This window comes from Paragemmobacter ruber (genome assembly GCF_009908315.1).
Classification (GTDB): Bacteria; Pseudomonadota; Alphaproteobacteria; order Rhodobacterales; family Rhodobacteraceae; genus Paragemmobacter; species Paragemmobacter ruber.
In genome coordinates, this window is the sequence record NZ_JAAATW010000005.1 from 39,859 (window position 1) to 64,511 (window position 24,653).

The following is a 24,653-nucleotide window of genomic DNA, read 5'->3' on the forward strand; positions in this document are numbered from 1 at the left end:
GCATGGGCTGGAACGAATTCGCCTTTGCCTTCGGGGCCTTCTTCCTGACCCACTCCATTCCGATCCGCCCGCCGTTGCGGCCCTGGGCGGTGGCAAGGCTGGGGCATGCAGGCTTTGGCATCGCCTATTCGGCTCTCTCACTTGGCGTGCTGGCATGGTTGATCGCGGCAGCGGGTCGAGCGCCCTATGTGCCGCTTTGGGACTGGGCGCCGTGGCAGAACCATGTCGTGCTGGCCGTGATGCTGCCGGTCTGCGTGATCCTGTCGCTGGCAATTGCACGACCGAACCCCTTTTCCTTCGGCGGCGCGCAAAATGACCGGTTCGACCCGGCGAGCCCCGGAATCGTCCGCCTGACGCGGCATCCCCTGCTTCTGGCGCTCGGGATATGGTCGGCGGCGCATATCCTGCCAAACGGCGACTTGGCGCATGTGATCCTGTTCGGCACCTTCGCCGGTTTCGCGATGCTTGGCGCCCGCCTTGTCGACCGGCGGCGACAGCGAGAGATGGGGCAGCGCTGGTACGACCTGCGCGCGGCCATTTCGGAAAGCCCCGCATCGCTATCCCTGACCGCCGGCACCCGTTTGCGCCTACTTGCCGGGCTCATGCTCTATGGGGGGTTGATCTGGCTTCACCCCCTGGTGATCCGAGTGGACCCTCTGGTCTGACGCCTCAGGTGGACCCGTCGTCGATCAGCGGGTTCGGCTTGGCAAACCGCTCGAACTCTGCCTGGTTGGTGACTGTGATACGTGTTCCGTCCACCTCCAGCCCATAGGGCTGCAACCCCTTGAAGGCGCGGCTCAGGTTTTCGGCGGTCATCCCAAGCACTGAAGCGAGGCGGCGCTTCTCGAAATCAAGGTCGAACGATGCTGCCCCACCGGCGCGCCTCTGCTGGCGCAGCAAATAGTTCGCCAGCCGCTCCAACGATGTCCGCAGCTTCAGGTCTTTCTGCGCCTTGATGACCGAGCGGTAGCACTGCGCCAGTTCTGTCACGATGGCGCGGGCAAAGTTGCCGTCAATGTCGAAAACGGCGCGCACATCCTGACTGGGGATCAGCGCGATCCGGCTCTTCTCCAATGTGCGGGCTGACATGAGGTAAGGCGCATCCTTGATCGTAGCGGCTAGGATGAAGGTCGAGATGGGCCGAACGGTCGCAAGGCTGGTCTCACGGTCATTCCAGGCCGAGAAGAGGTCAACCGAACCGGAAAGCACAACATGCAGGAAGTCGCTCGGGTCGCCTTCAGTGATCAGTTCGATCTGCGCCGGGAAGTTCTGGACATAAGCACCGCGCATCAAGGCCGAGAAATTCTCGTCCGCCATCTGTGAAAACAGCGCGAGGTCGCGAATCTCCCTGAATGATGAATCGGGCATCCTGTCGTCCTTAGAAGTGCTTTGGCAGAGTCCAATCCCACGATTGATAATTGTCAAGCCAACAATTGATCATCGCAAGAGGAGCCTTGACTGACCCTGCAAGCGAACCTGACATTTTTCACTAAGCCATTTATTTCAATAAGAAATCCGCAACAGATGATCTAGATCAACCTCTTTGGCCTGCGTGGATCTCAGGACTGGCATCAACCCCACTGGGGAAACTGCCTCCCTCTTGCCGGAGATCCCGCCATGCAGACCGCAACGACAGCCTCACGCGCCGACCAGACCCGCGCCCTGACGCTGAGCACGATCGCCTTCACCGCCTGTTTCGCCGTCTGGACGATCTTTTCGATCATCGGCGTCGCCATCAAGGGCGAGCTGGGGCTGAACGATACGCAGTTTGGCCTCTTGGTCGCCACCCCGATCCTGACCGGTTCGTTGACACGCATCTTCCTTGGGGTCTGGACCGAGAAGTATGGCGGGCGGCTGGTGTTCTCGACGCAAATGCTGCTGGCGGCCTTGGCGACCTGGGCGCTGACCTTTGCCGACAGCTATCCGATGTATCTGTTGGCCGCATTGGGCGTTGGCCTAGCGGGCGGATCTTTCATCATCGGCGTCGCCTATGTCAGCCGCTGGTATGATGCGGGCCATCAGGGCACCGCGCTTGGCATCTTTGGCGCGGGGAATATCGGGGCAGCGGTGACCAAGTTCGTCGCGCCCTTCGTGATGGTGGGCTTTGGCTGGCAAGGGGTAGCGAATGTCTGGGCCGCAGGCCTGGCACTGATGGCGGTGATCTTCTTTGTTTTCGCCAAGGACGATCCCTCGCTCGTTGAACGTCGCCGGACCGGGGCAAAGCCGCCGAGTTTCGCCCAGCAGTTCGCGCCCCTGAAGAACCTGCAGGTCTGGCGCTTCTCGCTCTACTACTTCTTCGTCTTCGGCGCCTTCGTCGCGCTGGCGCTGTGGTTGCCGCACTACCTGATCGACGTCTACGGCGTCGATGTGCGCACAGCCGGCATGGCGGCCGCCTCGTTCAGCCTGTCGGCCAGCCTGTTCCGGGCCTATGGCGGACACCTTTCCGACAAGTTCGGCGCGCGGTCGGTCATGTACTGGACCTTCGGCTTTTCGATGCTGTTCCTGTTCATGCTGTCGTACCCGCCGACCGACTATGTCATCCAGGGCAAGGATGGCGTCATCGCCTTTTCAACCAGCATGGGGCTGTGGCCCTTCATCGCCACGCTCTTCGCGCTTGGCTTCTTCATGAGCCTCGGCAAGGCGGCGGTGTTCAAGCACATCCCGGTCTACTACCCCAACAACGTCGGCGCAGTCGGTGGCCTTGTCGGCATGATCGGCGGGCTTGGCGGGTTCGTCCTCCCCATCGCCTTTGGAGCCCTTTTGGACCTGACGGGCATCTATACCTCGTGCTTTGCGCTGCTGTTCGTGCTGGTCGGGATCGCGCTGACCTGGATGCACCTGTCGATCCGCGCCATGGAGCGCGCCGCGCATGGCGAGGTTCTGGACCGCCTGCCGCAGCTGCCTGAGATGCAGCCGATCCACCACCCCGAACGCACCGCCATGCCGCGTGTGCTCGAGGATTGGCGGCCCGAGGATGCGACCTTCTGGGCCGACAAGGGCCGTGCCGTCGCACGCCGCAACCTATGGCTGTCGATCCCGGCGCTGCTTCTGGCCTTCTCGGTCTGGATGGTCTGGTCGATGGTCGTGGCGAAGCTTCCGCTGATCGGATTTGCCTTCACGCCGGAACAGCTGTTTTGGCTGGCCGCACTGCCTGCGCTTTCCGGGGCAACGCTGCGCATCTTCTACGGCTTCATGGTGCCGATCTTTGGTGGGCGGCTCTGGACGACGCTTTCCACCGCCTCGCTGCTGCTGCCCGCCATCGGCATCGGCTATGCCGTGCAGAACCCGGAAACCCCCTACTTCATCTTCCTGGTTCTGGCGCTTCTTTGCGGGCTTGGCGGGGCCAACTTCGCCTCTTCGATGGCCAACATCGGCTACTTCTTCCCGAAGGCGGAAAAGGGCAATGCGCTCGCTCTGAACGCAGGCCTTGGCAACCTGGGCGTCAGCGTCATGCAGTTCCTGGTGCCGCTGGTCATCACCGCCGGTGTCTTTGGTGCCGTGGGCGGCGAGGGCGTGGCTCTGCAGGATGGCGGCACGCTGTGGCTGCAAAACGCAGGCTTTATCTGGGTGCCGTTCATCCTGGCCTCGACCATCGCGGCGTGGTTGGGGATGAACGACATAGCCGATGCCAAGGCGAGTTTTGCCCAGCAATCAGTGATCTTTGGCCGCACGCAGAATTGGCTGATGTGCGTCCTCTACATCGGCACCTTCGGCAGCTTCATCGGCTATTCGGCAGGCTTCCCGCTGCTGTCCAAGATCGCTTTCCCGGATGTGAACGCGCTGCAATACGTCTTCCTCGGGCCGCTGGTCGGCGCGCTGAGCCGTGCCGGCACGGGCTGGGTTGCGGATCGGTTCGGCGGCGGCCGCGTCACCTTTTGGGTCTTCGCGGGGATGATCGCATCCGTTCTGGCCGTGATCTTCTCGCTGCAGGCCGGCAGTTTCCCTGGGTTCTTCGCAGGCTTCATCGCGCTGTTCTTCTTCACCGGGGTCGGCAATGCGTCCACCTTCCAGATGATCCCGGTCATCATGGGCCGCGAAGTGCCGCGCCTGATGCCGCAGCTGACCGGCGCCGACCGCGCCCGCCAGATCGCGATGGAGTCGAGCGGCATCGTCGCCTTCACCAGCGCCATCGGCGCCTATGGCGGTTTCTTCATCCCCAAGGCCTATGGCTCTTCCATCGCGATGACCGGCTCACCCGTCGGCGCACTGTGGCTGTTCCTTGCCTTCTACGTGATCTGCCTGGTCCTGACCTGGGTCGTCTACACCCGGCCCGGCGGACTTCTTCATGACATCGAGCGTGGTCGCGCTTTTGCGGCCCCCCACCCTGCCGAATAACGAAAGGACGCCAAGATGAGCCACCTGCTCGACAGACTGAACTTCCTCCAGAAGAAGACGCTGGAAACCTTCTCGGACGGCTGGGGTGAAACCACGCGCGAGGATCGGGGGTGGGAGGACACCTATCGGAACCGCTGGCGGCACGACAAGATCGTGCGGTCAACCCACGGGGTGAACTGCACCGGATCGTGCAGCTGGAAGATCTACGTCAAGTCCGGCATCGTGACCTGGGAGACGCAGCAGACCGACTATCCGCGCACCCGGGCGGGCCTGCCGAACCACGAACCGCGCGGCTGTGCACGGGGGGCGTCCTACAGCTGGTATCTGTATTCCGCGAACCGTGTGAAGAATCCGCTGATCCGGGGCAGCCTGATGCGCGCATGGCGCAAGCTTCGGGCGACGATGACGCCCGTGGCTGCCTGGGCCGCGATCCAGAAAGATCCCGCCCTGCGCGCGAGCTATACCAAGACCCGCGGCAAGGGTGGTTTCGTCCGCGCCACCTGGGACGAGGCGACCGAGATCGTCGCCGCCGCCAACGCGCATACCGCAAAGGTCTGGGGACCGGACCGAGTGTTCGGCTTCTCGCCCATCCCCGCGATGTCGATGGTCAGCTATGCGGCGGGGTCACGCTACCTGTCGCTTCTGGGCGGCACCTGCATGTCTTTCTACGACTGGTACTGCGACCTGCCGCCCGCCTCGCCGCAAACCTGGGGCGAACAGACCGACGTGCCGGAATCGGCCGACTGGTACAACGCGGGCTTCCTGATGCTTTGGGGGTCGAACGTGCCGCAGACGCGCACGCCCGACGCGCACTTCTATACCGAGGTCCGCTATCGCGGCACCAAGTCCGCCGTGGTCAGCCCCGACTATTCCGAAGCCGCGAAGTTCGGCGACATCTGGCTGAACCCGCAGGCGGGCACCGATGCGGCGCTGGCGATGGCCATGGGCCATGTGATCCTGCGTGAATTCCACCTCGACCGGCAGGCCGAGTATTTCGAGGATTACGCCCGCAAATACACCGACATGCCGATGCTGGTGGTGCTGGACGAACAGGACGGCCGCCTTGTTCCAGGACGGATGCTGCGGGCCGAGGATTTCGACGACAAGCTGGGCGAGGCGAACAACCCCGACTGGAAGACCGTCGCCTTCGATGAGGCGACGGGTCGCTTCGTTGCCCCCAACGGCTCCATCGGCTTCCGCTGGGGTGAGGAGGGCAAGTGGAATCTGGTCGAAGAAGCTGGCCATGCCGAGACGCGGTTGCGCCTGAGCCAGATCCTTGATGAACACCACGACAGTATCGTCGGTGTGGACTTTCCCTATTTCGGCGGTGCCGCGACGGGCGACTTCGTCAAATGCGACGCGCCGGAGGTGCTGACCCGGAATATCCCCGCACGGAAAGTGAAATTGGCCGATGGGCGTGAGGCGCTGGTTGCCACAGTCTTTGACCTTTTCTGCGCCAACTACGGGCTGGACCGGGGCTTGGGTGGCGAGTGGGTGTCGAAAAACTTCGACGACGACACCCCCTATACCCCCGCCTGGGCGGAGAAGATCACAGGTGTCGCGCGCGAAAAGATCATCGCGGTGGCCCGTGAATTCGCTGGCAACGCAGAAAAGACCCGGGGCAAGTCCATGGTCATCCTAGGGGCCGGTCTGAACCACTGGTACCACATGGACATGAACTACCGCGGCATCATCAACATGCTGGTGATGTGCGGTTGCATCGGCCAGGAAGGCGGCGGCTGGTCGCACTATGTGGGGCAGGAAAAACTGCGGCCACAGACCGGCTGGGCGCCGCTGGCCTTCGCGCTGGACTGGAACCGCCCGCCGCGGCACATGAACTCGACCAGCGCCTGGTACGCCCATACCGACCAGTGGCGGTATGAGACGTTGCGCGCGGGTGAAATCCTGTCGCCCACGGCGCCCAAGGGCGACTGGGACATCAGCCTCATTGACTACAACATCCGGGCGGAACGGATGGGCTGGCTGCCATCGGCCCCGCAGCTGAAGACCAACCCGCTGGAGGTGTCGAAGGCCGCCAAGGCAGCGGGCAAGGACATCAAGGAGTTCGTTGCCGCTGAACTGAAATCCGGCAATCTGGAAATGTCCTGCCAGGACCCGGATGCGCCGGAAAACTGGCCGCGCAACCTGTTCGTGTGGCGGTCCAACCTGCTGGGGTCGTCGGGCAAGGGGCACGAATACTTTCTGAAGCACCTTCTGGGAACCGACCACGGCGTCATGGGCAAGGATCTGGGCGAGGAAGGCCATGCCAAGCCCGTTGAGACCGTCTGGCATGACGAGGCACCGAAGGGCAAGCTGGACCTGCTGGTCTGCATCGACTTCCGCATGTCGACGACGGCGGTCTATTCCGACATCGTGCTGCCCACCGCGTCCTGGTATGAAAAGGACGACTTGAACACGTCTGACATGCACCCCTTCATCCATCCGCTGCAGGCGGCGGTGGACCCGGCCTATGAATCGAAGTCGGATTGGGAAATCTTCAAATCCATCGCGAAGAAGTTCAGCGAAGTGGCCCCTGAAGTGTTGGGGGTCGAAACCGACATCGTTCAGCTGCCGCTCCTCCACGACACCGCCGCCGAACTGGCTCAGGCGCATGTGAAGGACTGGAAAAAGGGCGAATGCGACCTGATCCCCGGCAAGACCGCGCCGAACTACATCGCGGTCGAGCGGGACTATCCCAACCTCTACAAGAAGTTCACCTCGGTCGGTCCACTGCTGGAAAAGCTTGGCAACGGTGGCAAGGGGATCAACTGGGATACCAAGGTCGAGGTCGGGCATCTGCGCGACCTGAACGGGGTGGTGCAGGACGAGGGCGTGTCTAAGGGCCTTGCCAGACTGAACACCGCCATCGACGCGGCAGAAATGATCCTGATGCTGGCGCCTGAGACCAATGGTGAGGTCGCGGTCAAGGCCTGGGAGGAACTGGAGAAGCCTACAGGCCAGCACCACACCCATCTCGCCGAGGGCGCGCATCACACCAAGATCCGCTTCCGCGACATCGCGGCGCAACCGCGCAAGATCATCTCTTCGCCCACCTGGTCCGGGATTGAGTCGGAAACGGTCTGCTACAATGCGGGCTACACCAACGTCCACGAGCTGATCCCGTGGCGGACGCTGACGGGACGGCAGCAGCTCTATCAGGATCACCTCTGGATGCGGGCCTTCGGTGAAGGTTTCGTCAGCTATCGACCGCCGGTGGACCTGAAGACCATCACCAAGGCCGTCAACAACGACGCGGCCGAGGGCAACCCGCATGTCGTGCTGAACTTCATCACGCCCCACCAGAAATGGGGCATCCATTCCACCTATACCGACAACCTCCTGATGCTGACGCTGAACCGCGGCGGGCCTGTCGTCTGGATGTCCGAGGTGGATGCGAAGAAGGCGGGCCTTGTCGATAACGACTGGGTCGAGGCCTACAACGTCAACGGCGCGCTGACGGCGCGGGTGGTGGTGTCCCAGCGGATCAAGCAGGGCACGCTCTTCATGTATCACGCACAGGAAAAGATCGTGAACACACCCGGGTCGGAAAAGACTGGCAACCGGGGCGGCATCCACAATTCGGTCACTCGCGCCACGCTGAAACCCACCCACATGATCGGCGGCTATGCGCAACTGTCCTACGGGTTCAACTACTACGGCACCGTCGGCTCGAACCGGGACGAGTTCGTGATCGTCCGCAAGATGAAGAAGGTCGATTGGCTCGACCGTCCCGCAACCAAAGGTCTGGAGGCAGCGGAATGAAAGTTCGTGCGCAAATCGGCAAGGTCCTGAACCTGGACAAGTGCATCGGCTGTCATACCTGCTCGGTCACCTGCAAGAACGTCTGGACGACGCGGGAAGGCGTTGAATACGCCTGGTTCAACAACGTCGAAACCAAGCCCGGCACCGGCTATCCCACTGACTGGGAGAACCAGAAACGCTGGAATGGCGGATGGGTCCGCAGCGCCTCGGGCAAGCTTCAGCCGAAGCAGGGGGCCAAATGGCGGATTCTGGCGAATATCTTCGCGAACCCCTCGATGCCGGAAATCGACGACTACTACGAGCCGTTCGATTTCGACTATGACCACCTGAAATCTGCCCCCGACATGCAGGCCTTCCCAACCGCGCGCCCCCGGTCGAAAATCACCGGCGAGCGGATGGAGAAGATCGAGAGGGGCCCGAACTGGGAGGAGATCCTGGGTGGCGAATTCGCCAAGCGGTCGGCGGACTACAACTTCGACAAGGTGCAGAAGGACATCTACGGCGAATACGAAAACACCTTCATGATGTATCTGCCGAGGCTGTGCGAGCACTGCCTCAACCCGACCTGCTCGGCCTCCTGCCCCTCGGGTGCGATCTACAAGCGCGAGGAGGATGGCATCGTCCTGATCGACCAGGAAAAATGCCGGGGCTGGCGGATGTGCATCTCGGGCTGCCCCTACAAGAAGGTCTATTACAACTGGGACACCGGCAAGTCCGAGAAATGCACCTTCTGCTATCCGCGCATCGAAAGCGGCCAGCCGACGGTCTGTTCGGAAACCTGCGTGGGGCGCATCCGCTATCTGGGCGTCATCCTTTATGACGCCGACAAGATCGAGGCGGCCGCGAGCGCCGAGCGCGAGACCGACCTTTACGGCGCGCAGCTGGACGTGTTCCTCGACCCGAACGACCCCGAGGTGATCGCCGCCGCCCGCCGCGATGGCGTGCCGGAGGATTGGATCGAGGCCGCCAAGATCAGCCCGGTCTGGAAGATGGCGATGGACTGGAAGGTGGCCTTCCCGCTGCACCCGGAATACCGCACCCTGCCGATGGTCTGGTACATTCCGCCGCTGTCGCCGATCCAGAACGCTGCTCAGGCGGGTCAGATCGCGATGAGTGACCAGATGCCCGACGTGCGGTCCCTGCGCATTCCAGTGAAATACCTCGCCAACATGCTGACGGCGGGAGATGAGGAACCCATTGTTTCGGCGCTGGAACGCATGTCGGCGATGCGCCTCTACATGCGCGCACTGACGGTGGATGGCGTGCGCGACGAGGGCATCGCCGCCCGCGTGGGAATGTCGGGCCGGATGATCGAGGACATGTACAAGATCATGGCGATTGCGGATTACGAGGACCGTTTCGCAATCCCCACCGCGCACCGCGAACAGAACGAGGCCGGCGCAGACATTCGTGGCGGCTGCGGCTTCACCGACGGCAACGGCTGTTCTGACGGCGAGAGCGGCAAGACCAGCCTGTTCGGCGGCAAGAAAAAGTCCTTCGCCCTTCCGCTGGAGTCGTTCTGATGGACCGCACCCTCAAATCCTTGTCGCTGATCCTGAGCTATCCCTCGGCCGAACTGCAAGAAACGATGCCCGCCATCGCCGACGTCTTCGCAGCCGATCCTCGGCTGCCGCTTGCCACCCGCGCTGCGCTCGAGGCCCTCGCCTATCAGCTGGCCCATTCCGACCTCTATGACCTGCAAGAGCGGTATGTGATGCTGTTCGACCGGTCGCGGACACTGTCGCTCAACCTTTTTGAACACGTCCACGGCGAAAGCCGCGAGCGGGGCGGCGCGATGGTCAGTCTGATCGAGACCTACCGCGATGGCGGGTTTGAACCCGCCACTTCGGAACTGCCCGACCACCTTCCGGTGCTTCTGGAATTCCTGGCGACGCGCCCCACACGCGAAGCGCAGGAAACCTTGGCGGACGCGGCGCATATCCTCGACGCCCTCTCGGGTCGCCTCGAGCGGCGCGAGAGCGGGTATGCCGCTGCGTTCGCCGCCCTTTCCGCACTGGCCGGGGGCAATGCAGATTCCGATGCCGTGGCCGGAATGCTGGGCCAGCCCGACGATGACCCGACCGATCTGGCGGCGCTGGATGCGGTCTGGGAGGAAACCGAAGTTACCTTCGGCCCCGACCCCAATGCAGGCTGTCCACAGGTCCGCGACATGCTGGCCCTGATGGACCAACCCGCCCCGCAGCACAGGAGTGCATGACATGTTCGAGAGCTTCGACATCAACTTCGTCATCTTCGGGGTCATGCCCTATGTCGCGCTGACCGTGTTTCTGGTGGGCTCCATCGCCCGCTATGAGCGCGATCCCTTCACCTGGAAATCCTCGTCCAGTCAGCTTTTGCGGCGCAAGCAGCTGATCTGGGGGTCGATCCTGTTCCATGTCGGCATCCTGACGGTGTTCTTCGGCCACCTTGTCGGCCTGTTCACACCTGTCTGGGTGCTGGATGCCTTGGCTGTGCCTTATGGTCTGAAGCAGTGGATGGCAGTTCTGATCGGCGGGCCTGCGGGTCTTGCGGCGCTGATCGGCGGCACCATGCTGATCCATCGGCGACTGACCGATCCGCGCATCCGCGCCACGTCAACCACCCTCGACATCCTGATCATGATCCTGATCTGGCTTCAGCTTGCCATTGGCCTGCTGACCATCACGCAGTCCCTTCAGCACATGGACGGGGCAGAGATGATCCGCTTCATGGAATGGTCGCAAAGCGTGGTGACATGGAACATCAACGCCTGGGTCACAGTGGTGGACGTGCACTGGCTGTTCAAGCTGCACATCTTCCTCGGCCTGATCATCACCATGCTCTTTCCGTTCACGCGGCTGGTGCACATCTGGTCGGGCTTCGCGGCGCCCTTCCGCTATCTTGTGGCCCGCTCCGGCTACCAGATCGTGCGGTCCCGTCGCCGCCGCCCGCTGGAAGAACGCCGCCGCGCCTTTGACAGGCGGCAGGGCGTTGAGGGACCCAAAGCCCATACCCCGGCGGAGTGAGTGCGATGAACATGTCCCTTTTCCCCGATGTCGTGGTGAACGGCGAAACCATCCCCTCGGCGGCAATCGCCGCCGAGGCCCAGAACCACAGCGCACCGAAGGACAAGCCGGGCATCGCCTGGCGCAAGGCGGCGCAGGCCATGGCGATCCGGGCGCTGCTGCTGCAAGAGGCCCGGGCGCGCGGGCTGGCTGCTGAACCGCTCGCACTTGCCCCCGGGCGGTGGGAAACGGAAGACGAAGCCCTGATCCGCGTCTTGCTGGAAGAGGCGGTCTTGCCCGATCCGGTGACCGATGACGCGATCCGTGCCGAATGGGCGCGAGACCCCTCGCGTTATCGCTCGGCCCCTCTTTGGGACGTCTCGCATATCCTGTGCGCATGCGACCCCCGCGATCAGACTGAGACGGCCGCTGCCGAGGCGCGTGCACAGGCACTTCTGGCCCGACTCGGAGAGGGGCCCAAGGACTTCGCCCACGCCGCCCGCAAAAGCGACTGCGGGTCAAAGGCACAAGGGGGCCATCTGGGCCAGATCGGCCCCGGCGATACAGTGCCCGAGTTCGAAGCCGCTCTGCGCTGCTTGTCCGAAGGCCAGACGACCCCGGCCCCGGTCCTGTCGCGGCATGGCTGGCACATCATCCGCTTGAATGCACTCGCCCCAGGGCAGGTACTGCCGTTCGAAACGGTGCGGCCAAGGATCGCCGAGGCACTCGAAAAGGCCGCCTGGGCCCGTGCCTCGCGCGACTTCGTGAACAGGCTTGGCCAGAAGGCTACGATCACCGGCGCAAGCCTGGCCCCGATCTGATCCACGGTCAGGAGCGTCCCATGAAGCGGTCAGAACCAGCGCGACGTGGCAGCGGCCAAGGCCCCACCGATCCGGGCCTTTTGGCCCGGCCGCTGGACTTCATCAGCGAGGACCATCTGCGCGAACGCCAGATCTGCGCTGAGATAGACCGCCTCGTCGCCGCCGAGACCTTCGACCGCCCGGCAGGCGTCACCATCCTGCGTTTTCTGAACGAAGAGCTTGGCGTGCATCTGCGGGATGAGGTGGAAGACCTGTTCCCCACCCTTGCGCGGCGCTGCACCGATGAAGATTCCATCGCCTCCGTCTTGGGCCGCATCCGCCACGATCAGGAGCAGGCCCTGTCCCTGCTGCCTTCAGTGCGTGGGGCCATCGCCAACTGCCTCGACGCTGGGGCCGACCTTTCCAGCGAAGACCGCGAGGTTCTTGCGCGTTTCGCCGCTCATGTCCGCCGCCATCTGGTGGCGGAGAACGCTATCCTCCTGCCCATAGCCCGCGCCCGGTTGACGCGGGGCGACTTGCGCCGTCTGGCCAATCACATGCGGTTGCGGCGCGGGCTTCCCACCAGCCAGGGGGTGACCAGTGCTGAGTGATATCCTTGCCCGCAACCGCGACTGGTCGGCCAAAAGACAGGCGCAGGAACCTGGATACTTTACCCGTCTCGCAGCCCTGCAAGCCCCGGAATTCTTCTGGATCGGATGTTCGGACAGCCGTGTTCCGGCCAACGTCGTGGCGGGGCTCGACCCAGGCGAGGTCTTTGTCCATCGCAACGTGGCGAACATCATTCATTCCTCTGATATGAACATGCTGTCCGCGCTGGAATTCGCGGTCGAAGCGTTGAAGGTGCGCGAGATCATCGTCTGCGGCCACTACGGCTGCGGCGGGGTCAAGGCAGCAACCGAGGATCTTCCTCACGGTCTTGCCGACCACTGGCTGGAGCCGATCCGACGCCTTTCCCGCGCCTATGCGGTCGATCTGAGCCGCCAGCCGGACCTTGAGGCGCAGCGCGACCGGTTGGCCGAGTTCAACGTGGTCGAAGGCGTCCGCCGGGTCTGCGAGACGCCTATCCTGCAGCGAGCCTGGACGCGCGGCGCGAAAGTCCGGGTGCATGGGCTGATCTACGGTTTGAAGGACGGCCTGTTGCGCGACCTCGACTGCAGCGTGGGTCCAGGACATTTCAAGGAAGGAGCAGCACTATGAGTATCCTTCAGCCAGTGACACGGACCGGCTGTGGCTGTGAGGGTCACGATACAAGCAAGAAGCTGATGACGATCGATGCCGCTCACGACCTGATTGGGCATTGCGTGACCATCGTCGACGGAACGGAAGACATCTGTCTTGGCAAGGCTTTGGGCCGCGTGCTTGCCGACCCTGTCAGTTCACGCAGCATGTCTCCTCCGTTCGACAACGCTGCAATGGACGGATTTGCCTTTTCCTCGGCGGCGCTGCGGGGTGATGGACCGTGGGTACTGGACGTAGCAGCGCGTATCCAGGCGGGGCAGTGCTCAGCCATGTCTCTGGTCGACCTGCAAGCCGCGCAAATATTCACTGGAGCAAAAGTTCCTGAAGGCGCGGACGTGGTCATGATGCAAGAAGAAGTCAAGCGGACGGGAAAGACGATCCGGGTAGCCACGCGACCAACGCCCGGGCTCAACATCCGCCGAGCCGGTAGTGAAATGGAGGCAGGGGTCACGGTGCTTGAGACGGGACGCCGGCTTGACGCGCGCGCGATTGCCGCCTGTGCTGCAGCCGGGGCGGGCTCTGTAACGGTGCGCAGGCGATTGCGCGTGGCGCTTCTGGTGACCGGCAACGAAATTCGCACGGCCGGTGCTCTGCGTGCCGAGGCTCAGATCTGGGACGTGAACACTCCCATGCTGACCGGCATTCTGACGCAGCCCCAGATCGATATTGTTGCTGTGGAACAGGGCATTGACAGTCGCGACGGGTTGTTCCTGCAGATTGCGGAACTGGCTGCCAATGCTGATCTTGTCATCACCACCGGCGGAATTTCGGTCGGTGAGGAAGACCACATCAAACCTGCGCTGTTAGCTCTTGGCGGGGACATTCAATTTAGTGGCGTTGCGATCAAGCCGGGCAAGCCGGTATCCTTCGGTCGTATTCGGGGCGCATGGTGGCTGGGTTTGCCAGGCAATCCCTTGTCAGCCTTCGTCACCTGGCAGCTTTTCGGAACGCCGATTGTCGCCCGACTGACCGGTGAAACGGAGCGAGTTACCCGGCGCCATGTCGTTACGGGAGCGGCGATTTCCAGGAAGCCCGGTCGCTGCGAGTTACGACCCGCGAGATGCGTAGGCTTTGACGGCCAAGGCCGTGAGGTCGTGACATTTTATGCCGAAACTCATTCCGGCCATGTCCGCGGGTTACCCGAAGCAGACGGGTTGATCTTTTTGCCAGCCGACTGTGATTTCCTGCCCGAAGGCGCACTCGTCGAATTCCAACCCTTTTGTCCAAACTGAGAAGGCCGAAGATGAACCTCGCTTACACAATGGCGCCGGGCCGCGGCGATACTGATCTCATCCTCTTTAATCTTTCAAGAGCAATGGCTTCGCGTGGTTTTCGGTGCTGCGGTACGGTCCAGATAAACTCCGAGCGCTCCGATGCAGGGCCGTGTGACATGGATGTGCAAGTCTTACCCAACGGTCCAATTCTACGGATCAGCCAGGACCTCGGCCGAGCATCGCGCGGTTGCAGGCTTGACCCGGCGGCTTTGGAGAAAGCAGTTGGCCTTGTATCAGCAAGCATGGTGCAAGGTGCAGACCTGCTGATCATAAACAAGTTTGGCAAACACGAAGCCGAAGGGCGCGGATTCCGAATGGTTGTAGCGGAAGCGCTATCCAACGGGATACCAGTTTTGGTAGGTGTCAACTCGCTCAACCTGTCTGCTTTCGAAGAGTTCGCAGGTGGCCTCGCAGTCCCATTGGCGCCTGAACCGAATGCCTTGGAGAGTTGGGCCATTCAGATGACCGGATCGAACCTTGCCACGGCGTGAGTCGCCGAGGATGTAACATCGGCCATGTTGCCTTCACTCTCTGGGAGGGTCCTATCTGATATCGCCGCAAATTAGGCGCGGCAGTTGACCGTCAAAAATCTTTCACGAAATCACCGATAGACGTTGAGGTGCGCTCCGTCATCAGTTCCGATTGAGCGAACGGATCTGGGTGAGGCACGTAGAATGATGGGCGATACGCAACTGTCTAGGGACAGTCAGACACTGCGCACGCCGGGCGAGGTGTTCACCACGTTCCTGAAGCTTGGCCTGACGTCATTTGGCGGCCCGATCGCCCATCTGGGCTACTTCCGCGAGGAGCTGGTCAACCGGCGCAAGTGGCTGTCCGACCACGCCTATGCAGACCTTGTGGCGCTCTGCCAGTTCCTGCCCGGTCCCGCCTCCAGTCAGGTGGTGTCGCGTAGCCCTTTAATGCGGCATACGAAAGTCAACGAAATCAATGGGGCGGCTTTGCCATTAAATATGGTATCTTGCCTTTAAATCCGACATTCTTGCCATTAAAGCTGACACAGCGTGCGCGGGGTTGGACGGTTGGCAGCGATGGAAGGTACTGACGAAGACTGTGGCGATGCCGGTGCTGAGGCGCTGCGTCGGGCATCGGTCCTTCGACCGCTTGTTCAGGCATATCTCAGCCGCACCGGGAGCTTGGAGAGCGGTATACGTGATGCAGTCTGGGAGCTGGGCGTCAGCAGGACCACTGTCTGGCGTTGGATCCGACGGCTTGCAGAAGAAGGTGGCCGGACAAGCGCTCTTGTTCCCCGCAAACGCGGCCGACCCATGGGGTTGGTCATGGTGCCCGGTGATGTCGAGGACATCATCGAAGAGCATCTTACCCGATACTACCTTCGGCGAGAACGCCCCAGCCTGGCGCGAGTTGTAACAGAAATCCGCAGTGCCTGCCGTGAGCGTGGGTTTCAGCCGCCGACGCGCCGCACCGTTCAGCGTCGCCTCGATGCGATCGATGCGCGCGAAGTCATGAAAGCGCGCGAGGGCGCAAAGGCAGCGCGCCAAAGGTTTGCGCCGGTGACGGGAAGGAATAGATCAGAACGACCGCTGGACGTTGTACAGATCGATCACACACCAGCGGACATCATCCTTGTCGACAGCTTCGAGCGCAAACCCGTCGGCCGGCCTTGGGTGACCTTGGCGATCGACATCGCCACGCGCATGGTGACGGGATACCACGTCAGCTTCGAGGCGCCGTCCCGCCTTTCGGTGGCCTTGTGCCTCACGCGGGCCGTCGCCCCCAAAGCTGAATTTCTGGCAGACCTCGAGTGTAATGCACCGTGGCCCGCGCAGGGCAAGCCGGTCAGCATTCACGTCGACAATGGCCGCGATTTCCGGTCCCAGGCCTTTCAGTCAGCGTGTGCGGAATGGGGGATCAACCTCATCTACCGGCCGCCAGGAAGCCCGCATTTTGGTGGGCATGTCGAGCGGATGATCGGCACGATGATGGGCGCGGTGCATCTCCTGCCGGGAACAACTCAGTCGTCGGTCGCGGCCAAAGGCGGCTACGATGCCGAAGCCATGGCGGCGATGACCTTGCGAGAGTTTGATCGGTGGTTTGCCTTGGAAATCTGTCGCTACAACAACAGCATTCATTCGAGCCTTGGCTGCACTCCTGTCGCCAAGTGGGAAGAGCTCGCCGGGGAAATGTCCGGCGACATCCCCTTCGACATGGAGGCGTTTCGGGTGAGTTTCCTGCCAAGTGAGCAGCGGCAAGTACGTCGTGACGGCATCCATCTGTTCGACCTGCGCTACTGGTCCGACGCCCTTGCTGGTTATGTTGGTCGCCGGGACGGAAAGGTGGTCGTACGCTACGATCCCCGCGATCTCTCGTCGGTCTGGATCGAACTGGACGGCGGCAGATGTGTGGAGGCCCGGTACCGCAACCTTGAAATCCCGCCGGTGTCGCTCTGGGAATACCGCGAGACCATGCAAAAGGCACGGGCCATGGGCAAAGTGGGCACGAATGAATTGGTCCTCGCCGAATTGATCCGGCAGCAACGCCAGATTGAGGGTGAAAGCCGTGCGCTGACCAAGGCAGAGCGCCGATCTCGAGAAAGTAATTCTTCGGGGTCTGGCCGCCGAGGATCGGGCATCCGAGGGGCTGCGACCAGTCGACACCGGTGATACATCGCGCCCCATGTTTAAGGTGGAGCGCTGGTGAATTGAGGGTAGAACCTGAAAAAGACGGCCGTATCGCCCTCATTCAATCGGACATCTGGATCGGTTTTCCGCGCGCAGAACAAGTGCTGGACCGGCTGCAGGGCCTGATTGAGATGCCGCGGCAGACCCGAATGCCGGGCCTCTTGGTGCATGGGGCCTCCGGCATCGGGAAGACGATGATCGCCCGCAACCTGTCGCGCAGGTACGCGCCAGAATACGATCCGAAATCAGGTATCACGCGCACCCCGCTGCTTCTTTTGCAGGCACCACCGGCCCCGGACGAACGGCGGTTCTATATGCACATCCTCGCTGCCGTCGGCGCCCCGTCATCGGCGCTAAGCTTGCGGGCCCAAAGCGTCGCTTCACTTGAGGTCCGCGTTGTTGGCCTTCTTCGCGACCTCGGGCTTCGGATGATCATGATTGACGAAGTCCACAACCTCCTCGCGGGAACCCATCGCGAACAACGCCGCTTCCTGAATGTTCTGCGTTACCTCAGCAATGAACTCGAGGCATCGCTGGTTTGCTTTGGAGTCAGCGAAGCGGTCGATGCCATTCGCGGCGATGTCCAACTCGCCCGACGCCTCGATGAACACCACCTGCCAAACTGGCGCGACGATGCCGAGTTCTCGGACATGATCCAGACCTTGATCGCGGCCATGCCGCTCGCGAAGAAGTCCAATCTGAAGGTCAATCGTTGAAACAGATACTGGCGCTGACCGGCGGGGTAACTTCGCGCATCTTTTCCTTGGTCAAGGACCTCTCCATCGACGCAATCGTCACGGGCGAGGAATGCATCACGGATGAGGCTATTGCCAAATGGACACCGGTCTGGTCGCGCCATGCGAACGCCCAACGGCGGCTCGAGAAGGCCAGAGCGTGAAGCCGCGGCCGTTGCCGAAAACCGTCACGCCTCTTGCAGATGAGCTGCTTTCTGGATGGCTGACGCGACTGGCGGTCACCAACCATTGTGAGGTCGACGAACTCCTGGCGCATATTGGAGTCGATACGCGACAGGTCGCCACGCTGGATTTTGACGTCGAGGTGGCCGCGACCACAGCAGAAAAGATATCGATTGCGGCCCGTGTTGCCGCTGAAACTGTTCAATCCCTTACCTTTGGGACAATGACCCAGACCGATGCCCTGATGACGGCGCAGGTCGCGTTCCAATCTTGTCCCGACTGCTCTCGGCGCGGTATAGCGCTCAAACAGTGGCGGAAGTTATGGGCATTCGACTGCCAGATCTGCGGCACCCGACTTGTGTCGATCCTCATCAAGCCTGATCGCAGCCGACTATCCGAAAAGCTGGTGCGTCGTGCCCGAAGCGGGGCAGGGTTGCTCGAAAGCGCGGTGACGTCCAACTGCGTCAACAAACTTCGACGTGCCATGCGGGCGGCCACCTATGCCAAGGCGCTCAAGTCCGTTCGCGCGGATACAGCCTTTGCCCTTCAAAGTCCCAGACCCGACGTGAGACTCTTCTGCCTTGCCGCCATCTCCGTGGCTCAGTCACGTCCACTGGCCAAGGCTGCTATGTTCAGCACTGGCCTTGATGGGTACGCAAGAGTTGCCTTGCTTCGTGCGTTTGAAAGAGAGCCCCGTCTTCTTGCAGCAGTTGACCGGATTGTACTGCGAAACAGGGAAACGCGCCGCATTGTCGGCGCTTGAATATCACATTTAAGGGCAACAACACCGCTCAACGCGCACTGTGCCGGATTTAATGGCAACGCGACAGTCGCCCTGGCGCGGGTCGGATGGGCGGTTCGGCGCCTGATAGGGGGGCCAAGGCCGGAGGTGGACCTGGCCGCTTTTGTGGATCGTCGTGACCCCGAGAACTTGGCGGATGAGGCGGAGCCCTTTGCGGATCGCGCGGGCGGTTGGCTGGACCTGATGGCGCAAGCTGCCGACCTGCACCCGATCAGCCGTGCCTGCATGGGCTTTCACATTTGGAGTTTGGCGGGTCTCGGGCAGCACGGAGACCGGATGGAAGCGGCTGTCACGGCCGCGCGGATTGCGACCGGAGAGGGCAGGGGAGCGATATTTGCCCCTCTCGCCATGGGCGGGGCAGGCGGGCTGCGCGCCGGTGGCACTGCTGCTGACCGACTGGTGCGATGGCTCGACGGGATGGAGACAGCAAGCCGGACCGCGATGCGGCACCTTGACGACATCGAGGCTTGGTCAGCGCGGTCCGAAACCGAGATGGTCACGCTCTCGGGCAAAACGCCCCCAGCCTTGCGCGCAGTTCTGACCGAATGGCCCCTTGTCTCCGCCCCAATGGCCGAGGCAATCACCGGCGCCAGTCGCGCGGCCGTTCAGCGGAACATGGCCTGGATGCAGGCGCGAGGTTTGATCCGAGAAGTGACCGGGCAGGGAAGATTTCGCATGTGGTGTGCACGCGCAGCCTAGGTTGCCTTCTCTCACCCCGGCTCCGTCAAACCGTCAGCATCGGCCTTCGCGCCTGCTTCCGGCAAAAGCCGCAAGAGTGCGATGGCCAGCACCAGCCAACCGATCAGGTTCACGCTTAGCACGCGCGCCGCATAGAGCGCCGCAAGGTCGGGCGGCACTGCCGGGGCAGAAACGGGTGGCAAGGGCGCTCCGAAAAGGTGGGGTGCCAGGATCAGGGCAAGGCCCGCGAGCCGCCCGGGCCAGGACCGCAACCCCGCAGCAAAGAAAATGCCGGCAGCCGTCATCGCGACAGTCGCAACCCACCAGAGTTGCCGGTCCGCCAGTTCCGCTGCCTCCATTCCGGGCAGTTCGGGCGGAAGGTCGATTGCAGGCGCAAGGGACAGGACGGCAAAGCCGATAAGGCCGAGGGCTGTGGCCGGGATCCTCCCGCCGCCGGGCAGAGCCCGGAACGCGGTCAGGCCGGCTCCGGCCAGCAGGCCAAAGCCCGCCCAGGTGAGGATCAGGGTCAGGACCGTCAAGCCATTGCGCACAAGCAAGTTGTCCGTATTTTCCGCGCCCTGCGCATCATGGCCGGGCGTTTCTAGCGGGTTAGGTGCAGGGTCGGGCTTGTTGCTCTCGATCCCGATCAGAACGAGTTCGCCCGTCTCATACCGTTCAGCCAAGACGATCAGGGGTTGGATGAGAAAGAACTGAAAAACGGCAGCCACGAGGCCCGCGATGGCACCCGCGATTACCCCGCCGGACAGCAAGGTCTTTGTCATGTCGATTATCCAGAAACGTCAGTGGCAGGGAAAACCGGTCGCATGACGTGTGTCATGCGTTGCAGCGTGCAATGCGTCAGGCGAAGCAAAACCAGCGGCAAAGATCAGCACTGCGCCAATAAGCGCGCTGGTCAGGATTGGTCCGAACTGGCTCTTCGATTGCTCCGCTGTGGCGGACAGGATTCTGGTGGACATGAAGGTTCTCCGCCCGTCACACCCGACGGGATTAGGGTTGCGCCATCGCTTGGCCGGTCTCCTGGCTCGCGGATTAACACAGTCCTTCGCCTTCCCGGGCATTGGCCCAGTGGCACGATGAAGGACCGCTACCGCATACAGTCGCGGGGGCGGCTGAGGCCTCGGGCGCCGCAATTGGGTCCGCCCTTCCTCATTCCCGATTGAGTTCCAGGACTCTGCGCCCCTTGAACACCAAACAATGAGAGCTTTGCGCCGAACCCCCGCGAAGTCAACTGACTACCGGGAGTGAAAATGCTGCACCGGTACTGCTTTGCCGCTCTGCTGTGTCGTGCAATCAGATCCATGCTCCACCCCGTGCCCGAGGTCAGCCAGGATTGGGCAGTCGGGCCGGTGATCGCCGCAGCATGCGTCGGCTAGGTGGCGCAGTGTGTCGATCATGGCCTGCATCTCGCGCACCTTCCGTTCGAGGCCGTCGATCTGGTCCGTCGCAAGGCGTTTCACATCCGCGCTTTGACGGGTCCGGTCGCGCCAGAGTGCCAGAAGCTCTTCGATCTTCTCGACCGAAAAGCCAAGGTCGCGGGACCGACGAATGAACCGCAGCATCTGCACTTCAGTCGGAGAGTAGACGCGGTAGCCTGATCCGGTCCGCCCTGCGGTGGGAATAAGGCGAATAGATTCGTAGTAGCGGATCATTTTGGCCGACACGCCCGAGGCCTTTGCCGCTTCACCAATGTTCATGATCATGCCTCCTTCAATGCACAACTGCGGCCTGGAACCGCCGCAGCCGGAGGGCGTTTCCAAGAACAAAGACCGACGACAAGGCCATCGCGGCGGCAGCGAAGATCGGTGACAGAAGAACGCCGAAGCTCGGCCACAGCACGCCCGCGGCAACAGGGATCAAGGCAGCGTTATAGGCAAAGGCCCAGAAGAGGTTCTGCCGGATGTTGCGCATCACGGCCTTGGACAGCGCGATGGCGTCCGATACCGCTGTCAGGCGACCGGTCATGAGCACGACGTCCGCCGCCTCGATTGCTACGTCGGTCCCCGTTCCGACAGCAAGGCCAACGTCAGCCTCGGCCAGGGCCGGGGCATCATTGATGCCGTCGCCGACATAGGCGAGCTGTCCCAACGCCTTCAGTCGCTTGACTGCGGCGACCTTGCCGTCCGGCAGCACTTCGGCCACGATCTCGTCGATGCCGAGTTGGCGGGCGATGGCGCCTGCGGTGCGGGCGTCGTCGCCAGTGATCATCGCAACTTTCAGCCCCATAGTGTGCAGGGCGCGGATTGCCGTTGGCGTGGTCTCCTTGATCGGGTCCGCGACAGCAAGGATGGCAGCGAGTTTGCCGTCGATGGCGGCACAGAGCGGCGACTTGCCTTCGTCTCCCAATCGAGCGGCAGTATTCCCAAAGGGCGATACGTCAATCCCCAGTCGGGCCATGTAGCGATCAGCGCCGATCTCGATCCGCTGCCCGCCCGCCTGTGCAGTGACGCCGAAGCCGGTAACGGAGTCGAAGGCTGTGACGGCGGGCAGGGACAAACCTTCGTCTTCTGCGGCCTTTACGATGGCGCGGGCGATCGGGTGCTCGGACTTCGCTTCGACGGCTGCCAAGAGTGACAGAACGGCGGCGCGATCGAAACCTGGTGCAAGATCGAGGTCGGTGAGGCTCGGCCTGCCCTCGGTTAGCGTGCCGGTCTTGTCGAGTGCCACGACCTTCACCCCCTGAAGAGACTGGAGCGCCTCGCCCTTGCGGAACAGCACCCCCATTTCGGCCCCGCGCCCGGTGCCCACCATGATCGAGGTCGGCGTGGCGAGGCCCATGGCGCAGGGGCAAGCGATGATCAGCACGGCTACGGCATTGACAAGACCGAAGGTCAGCGCGGGGTCGGGGCCGAAGATCAGCCAGACGGCAAAGGTCAGTGCTGCAAGCGCCATCACTACCGGGACGAACCACATCGTGACCTTGTCGACGAGTGCCTGGATCGGCAGCTTGCCGCCCTGTGCCGCCTCGACCATGCGAATGATTTGAGCGAGCATCGTCGCCTCGCCCACCGCGGTGGCGCGGAACGTGAAGGCACCTGTCTGGTTTACAGTCCCGCCGGTTACCGCATTCCCAGCGGTCTTCTCCACCGGCAGCGGCTCGCCCGAAATCATGCTCTCGTCGATCCAGCTTGCGCCAGTCATTACCTCGCCATCGACTGGCACCCGCTCACCGGGACGGACCTCGACGACATCTCCCGGGCGCACCTCGGAAACAGGCACCTCGACCACCCCGCCGCTGCGGATCACCCGGGCTGTCTTGGCCTGTAGGCCGACCAGCCGCTTGATCGCCTCGGACGTGCGTCCTTTGGCGCGCGCTTCGAGATAGCGACCGAGCAGGATCAGCGTGACGATCACCGCCGCCGCCTCGTAGTAGACATATGTTGTCCCGGCAGGCAGGAGCCCTGGAGCGAAGGTGGCGACCAGCGAATAGCCGTAGGCGGCCGAGGTGCCGACGGCGACCAGGCTGTTCATGTCGGGGGTGAGGCGGGCAAGCGCAGGCAGGCCCTTGCGGAAAAAGCGCAAGCCGGGGCCGAAGAGGACTGCCGAGGTCAGGGCGAACTGCAAATACCAACTGTTCTGCATCCCGATCGTGTTCATTACGGCCATGTGGACCGGCATGAACAGGTGCGACCCCATTTCCAGAACGAAGACCGGTAACGAAAGGGCGGCAGCGATTACAACATCTCGCTTCAGCAACGCTTCTTCTGCGGCCTTTTTCGCTGTCGCGCCATCATGCGCAGCCATAGCTGGGGCTGCGGGGCGGGCGTCATATCCCGCGTCTGCTACCGCTCGGGTCAGCGCCGCCACATCGGCCGATCCTCGCACTGTTGCCCGCTCGGTAGCTAGATTGACGGTGGCAGACGCTACCCCCGGCACTGATGCCAACGCCCGTTCGACCCTCGCCACGCAAGAGGCACAGGTCATGCCTTCGATAGCGAGATCGATGGGCTTTACTGGCACATCGTAGCCCGCATCTTCGACGGCCCTCACCAACGCACCGCGATCGAGCGCCACGCCCGTAACCTCGGCTCGCTCGGTGGCAAGGTTAACTGATGCCGTCGTCACCCCCGGCACTGCTTTCAAAGCCCGTTCGACATGTGCGACGCAGGACGCGCAAGTCATCCCGTCGACGTCGATCGTCATAAGATCGGTATCAATTCGAGACGATTGCTTTGCGAGCATGTTCATCACGGAATTCCTTTCAGGGATGCCTCCGCCGTATGAGATACGGCTTCCCATTATGGTAAGGTCAAGGGGCAACCTGAGATTCGTCATCACGGCTTTGTGGGCTTGACCTTACAACCGTGGGAAGCCCTATCAGATGACGCATGAGGCAAAACCCTGAAGGAGGCACTCATGCAGTTCCATATCGAGAACATGACCTGTGGCGGTTGCGCCAACAGTGTGACGAGGGCGATCCAGTCGGTGGATCCGGCCGCCGACGTCAAGGCGGACCCCAGCACGCAGAAGGTCGAAGTCACGTCCGCAGTTGCGCGTGATCGGCTGGTCGCGGCCCTGACCAAGGTTGGCTACGCCCCTGCCTGAAGCATCCAAAACAATACAGGACATCCGAAAATGAAAAAACGCACAGTAGTGCTCTCCGCAGCAGCCATTGCCGTTGTTGGCGGCCTTGCCATCGCCCAGACCATGGAAGGGATGGACCATTCTAACATGGGCGGAATGGGAGACATGGGCATGATGAGCCACACGTCGCTGATCCCGCCGGAACTCGCCGACAATCCGGCCGCACAGGCCTATGCCGCCGCCATGGATAAGATGATGGCCGACATGATGGTCCCATATACAGGCGATGCGGACGTCGACTTTGTGCGAGGCATGATCCCGCACCACGAAGCCGCAGTCGCCATGGCGCAGATCCAGCTGGAACATGGAACCGACCCTGAAATCCGCAAGCTCGCGGAAGAGGTGATCGCGGCTCAGGAAGCCGAGATTGCCGAGATGAAGGCCTGGCTCGCCGCACGCGGCCTGTAAGGCTCTTCAGTGGCGTGCGGGGTGGCTTGCTCCCGGCCATCCCGCCGCCCGACTGGCAGGGGCTCTTGATCCACCCTGGCAACGTGAAAGGAGCGCAGCTATGTCGGATGCACACCGGAACAAGCATCATCAGCATGGACATGGGATCGCAGCGGGCTCTGGGCCCGCCGA

At 62.4% G+C, this 24,653-nt stretch carries 22 protein-coding genes, 2 pseudogenes and 1 riboswitch; of the genes and pseudogenes, 19 read left to right on the plus strand and 5 right to left on the minus strand.

The annotated features are described in order from the left end of the window. Positions 1–2 precede the first annotated feature (2 nt). Positions 3–665: an NnrU family protein gene (locus GU920_RS17740; RefSeq protein WP_161768460.1), complete on the plus strand. Its 663-nt coding sequence runs from the start codon at positions 3–5 to the stop codon at positions 663–665. Between the two features lie 4 nt (positions 666–669). Here GU920_RS17740 and GU920_RS17745 read toward each other — a convergent pair whose 3' ends face one another. Next, complete coding sequence (locus GU920_RS17745; RefSeq protein ID WP_161768461.1) at positions 670–1,368, minus strand: cyclic nucleotide-binding domain-containing protein; 699 nt, start codon at positions 1,366–1,368, stop codon at positions 670–672. A gap of 249 nt (positions 1,369–1,617) precedes the next feature. On the opposite strand from GU920_RS17745, the gene GU920_RS17750 reads away from it, so the two are divergent. The 16 genes and pseudogenes from GU920_RS17750 to GU920_RS17820 all read left to right on the plus strand — a co-directional run. Next, a complete protein-coding gene (locus GU920_RS17750; RefSeq protein ID WP_161768462.1) occupies positions 1,618–4,335 on the plus strand; it encodes a nitrate/nitrite transporter in 2,718 nt (905 codons plus the stop codon). A gap of 15 nt (positions 4,336–4,350) precedes the next feature. Further along, the gene (locus GU920_RS17755; protein WP_161768463.1) at positions 4,351–8,097 is read left to right on the plus strand and encodes a nitrate reductase subunit alpha; all 3,747 of its coding nucleotides are present in this window, start codon (positions 4,351–4,353) and stop codon (positions 8,095–8,097) included. Further along, positions 8,094–9,620, plus strand: coding sequence for a nitrate reductase subunit beta (gene narH, locus GU920_RS17760; protein ID WP_161768464.1), 1,527 nt, complete (start codon positions 8,094–8,096; stop codon positions 9,618–9,620). The genes GU920_RS17755 and narH overlap by 4 nt, the downstream gene beginning before the upstream one ends. Continuing rightward, positions 9,620–10,315 (plus strand): nitrate reductase molybdenum cofactor assembly chaperone, encoded by a 696-nt coding sequence (narJ, locus tag GU920_RS17765; protein ID WP_161768465.1) that lies wholly within the window; start codon positions 9,620–9,622, stop codon positions 10,313–10,315. Before narH ends, narJ begins: the two co-directional genes overlap by 1 nt. Position 10,316: 1 nt before the next feature. After that, positions 10,317–11,102 carry a respiratory nitrate reductase subunit gamma gene (gene narI / locus GU920_RS17770; RefSeq protein ID WP_161768466.1) on the plus strand — a complete coding sequence of 262 codons (786 nt, stop codon included), beginning with the start codon at positions 10,317–10,319 and terminating at the stop codon, positions 11,100–11,102. Between the two features lie 5 nt (positions 11,103–11,107). Further along, positions 11,108–11,902, plus strand: coding sequence for a peptidylprolyl isomerase (locus GU920_RS17775; protein ID WP_107326210.1), 795 nt, complete (start codon positions 11,108–11,110; stop codon positions 11,900–11,902). Between the two features lie 20 nt (positions 11,903–11,922). Next, positions 11,923–12,492: a hemerythrin domain-containing protein gene (locus GU920_RS17780; protein WP_133618473.1), complete on the plus strand. Its 570-nt coding sequence runs from the start codon at positions 11,923–11,925 to the stop codon at positions 12,490–12,492. Continuing rightward, the gene (locus GU920_RS17785) at positions 12,482–13,099 is read left to right on the plus strand and encodes a carbonic anhydrase (protein ID WP_134078534.1); all 618 of its coding nucleotides are present in this window, start codon (positions 12,482–12,484) and stop codon (positions 13,097–13,099) included. The genes GU920_RS17780 and GU920_RS17785 overlap by 11 nt, the downstream gene beginning before the upstream one ends. 65 nt (positions 13,100–13,164) lie before the next feature. Continuing rightward, positions 13,165–14,373, plus strand: coding sequence for a molybdopterin molybdotransferase MoeA (locus GU920_RS17790; protein ID WP_235933387.1), 1,209 nt, complete (start codon positions 13,165–13,167; stop codon positions 14,371–14,373). An 11-nt stretch (positions 14,374–14,384) separates the two neighbouring features. After that, positions 14,385–14,906, plus strand: a complete 522-nt coding sequence (locus GU920_RS17795; RefSeq protein WP_161768468.1) for a DUF2478 domain-containing protein — start codon at positions 14,385–14,387, stop codon at positions 14,904–14,906. Positions 14,907–15,089: 183 nt separating this feature from the next. Next, positions 15,090–15,317 (plus strand): annotated as a pseudogene (locus GU920_RS17800) (chromate transporter); the annotation flags it as partial. Between the two features lie 396 nt (positions 15,318–15,713). Continuing rightward, positions 15,714–17,057 carry a Mu transposase C-terminal domain-containing protein gene (locus GU920_RS17805; protein ID WP_235933388.1) on the plus strand — a complete coding sequence of 448 codons (1,344 nt, stop codon included), beginning with the start codon at positions 15,714–15,716 and terminating at the stop codon, positions 17,055–17,057. Between the two features lie 38 nt (positions 17,058–17,095). Beyond that, positions 17,096–17,791 (plus strand): TniB family NTP-binding protein, encoded by a 696-nt coding sequence (locus GU920_RS17810; protein WP_235933389.1) that lies wholly within the window; start codon positions 17,096–17,098, stop codon positions 17,789–17,791. Next, a complete protein-coding gene (locus tag GU920_RS19620) occupies positions 17,788–17,973 on the plus strand; it encodes a hypothetical protein (RefSeq protein ID WP_235933390.1) in 186 nt (61 codons plus the stop codon). Before GU920_RS17810 ends, GU920_RS19620 begins: the two co-directional genes overlap by 4 nt. Then, on the plus strand, positions 17,970–18,755 hold the full coding sequence (locus tag GU920_RS17815; RefSeq protein ID WP_161768469.1) for a TniQ family protein: 786 nt from the start codon (positions 17,970–17,972) through the stop codon (positions 18,753–18,755). Before GU920_RS19620 ends, GU920_RS17815 begins: the two co-directional genes overlap by 4 nt. Before the next feature lie 63 nt (positions 18,756–18,818). Next, positions 18,819–19,493: pseudogene (locus GU920_RS17820) on the plus strand (hypothetical protein); the annotation flags it as partial. A gap of 11 nt (positions 19,494–19,504) precedes the next feature. Here GU920_RS17820 and GU920_RS17825 read toward each other — a convergent pair. The 4 genes from GU920_RS17825 to GU920_RS17840 all read right to left on the minus strand — a co-directional run bounded on the left by GU920_RS17825 (position 19,505) and on the right by GU920_RS17840 (position 23,672). Continuing rightward, positions 19,505–20,254, minus strand: a complete 750-nt coding sequence (locus GU920_RS17825) for a CbtA family protein (protein ID WP_161768470.1) — start codon at positions 20,252–20,254, stop codon at positions 19,505–19,507. 18 nt (positions 20,255–20,272) lie between these two features. Beyond that, on the minus strand, positions 20,273–20,449 hold the full coding sequence (locus GU920_RS17830; RefSeq protein WP_084450957.1) for a CbtB domain-containing protein: 177 nt from the start codon (positions 20,447–20,449) through the stop codon (positions 20,273–20,275). Positions 20,450–20,483: 34 nt separating this feature from the next. After that, a riboswitch (cobalamin riboswitch) is annotated at positions 20,484–20,700 on the minus strand. A gap of 25 nt (positions 20,701–20,725) precedes the next feature. After that, the gene (gene cueR, locus GU920_RS17835) at positions 20,726–21,193 is read right to left on the minus strand and encodes a Cu(I)-responsive transcriptional regulator (protein ID WP_449301117.1); all 468 of its coding nucleotides are present in this window, start codon (positions 21,191–21,193) and stop codon (positions 20,726–20,728) included. 7 nt (positions 21,194–21,200) lie between these two features. Then, entirely contained in the window at positions 21,201–23,672 is a 2,472-nt protein-coding gene (locus tag GU920_RS17840) for a heavy metal translocating P-type ATPase (RefSeq protein WP_394351576.1), read from the minus strand. A gap of 174 nt (positions 23,673–23,846) precedes the next feature. Between GU920_RS17840 and GU920_RS17845 the strand changes: the two genes are divergently transcribed. Further along, positions 23,847–24,035, plus strand: a complete 189-nt coding sequence (locus GU920_RS17845) for a heavy-metal-associated domain-containing protein (RefSeq protein ID WP_028030797.1) — start codon at positions 23,847–23,849, stop codon at positions 24,033–24,035. Between the two features lie 30 nt (positions 24,036–24,065). Continuing rightward, on the plus strand, positions 24,066–24,482 hold the full coding sequence (gene copM, locus GU920_RS17850) for a CopM family metallochaperone (RefSeq protein ID WP_028030798.1): 417 nt from the start codon (positions 24,066–24,068) through the stop codon (positions 24,480–24,482). Positions 24,483–24,653 lie beyond the last annotated feature (171 nt).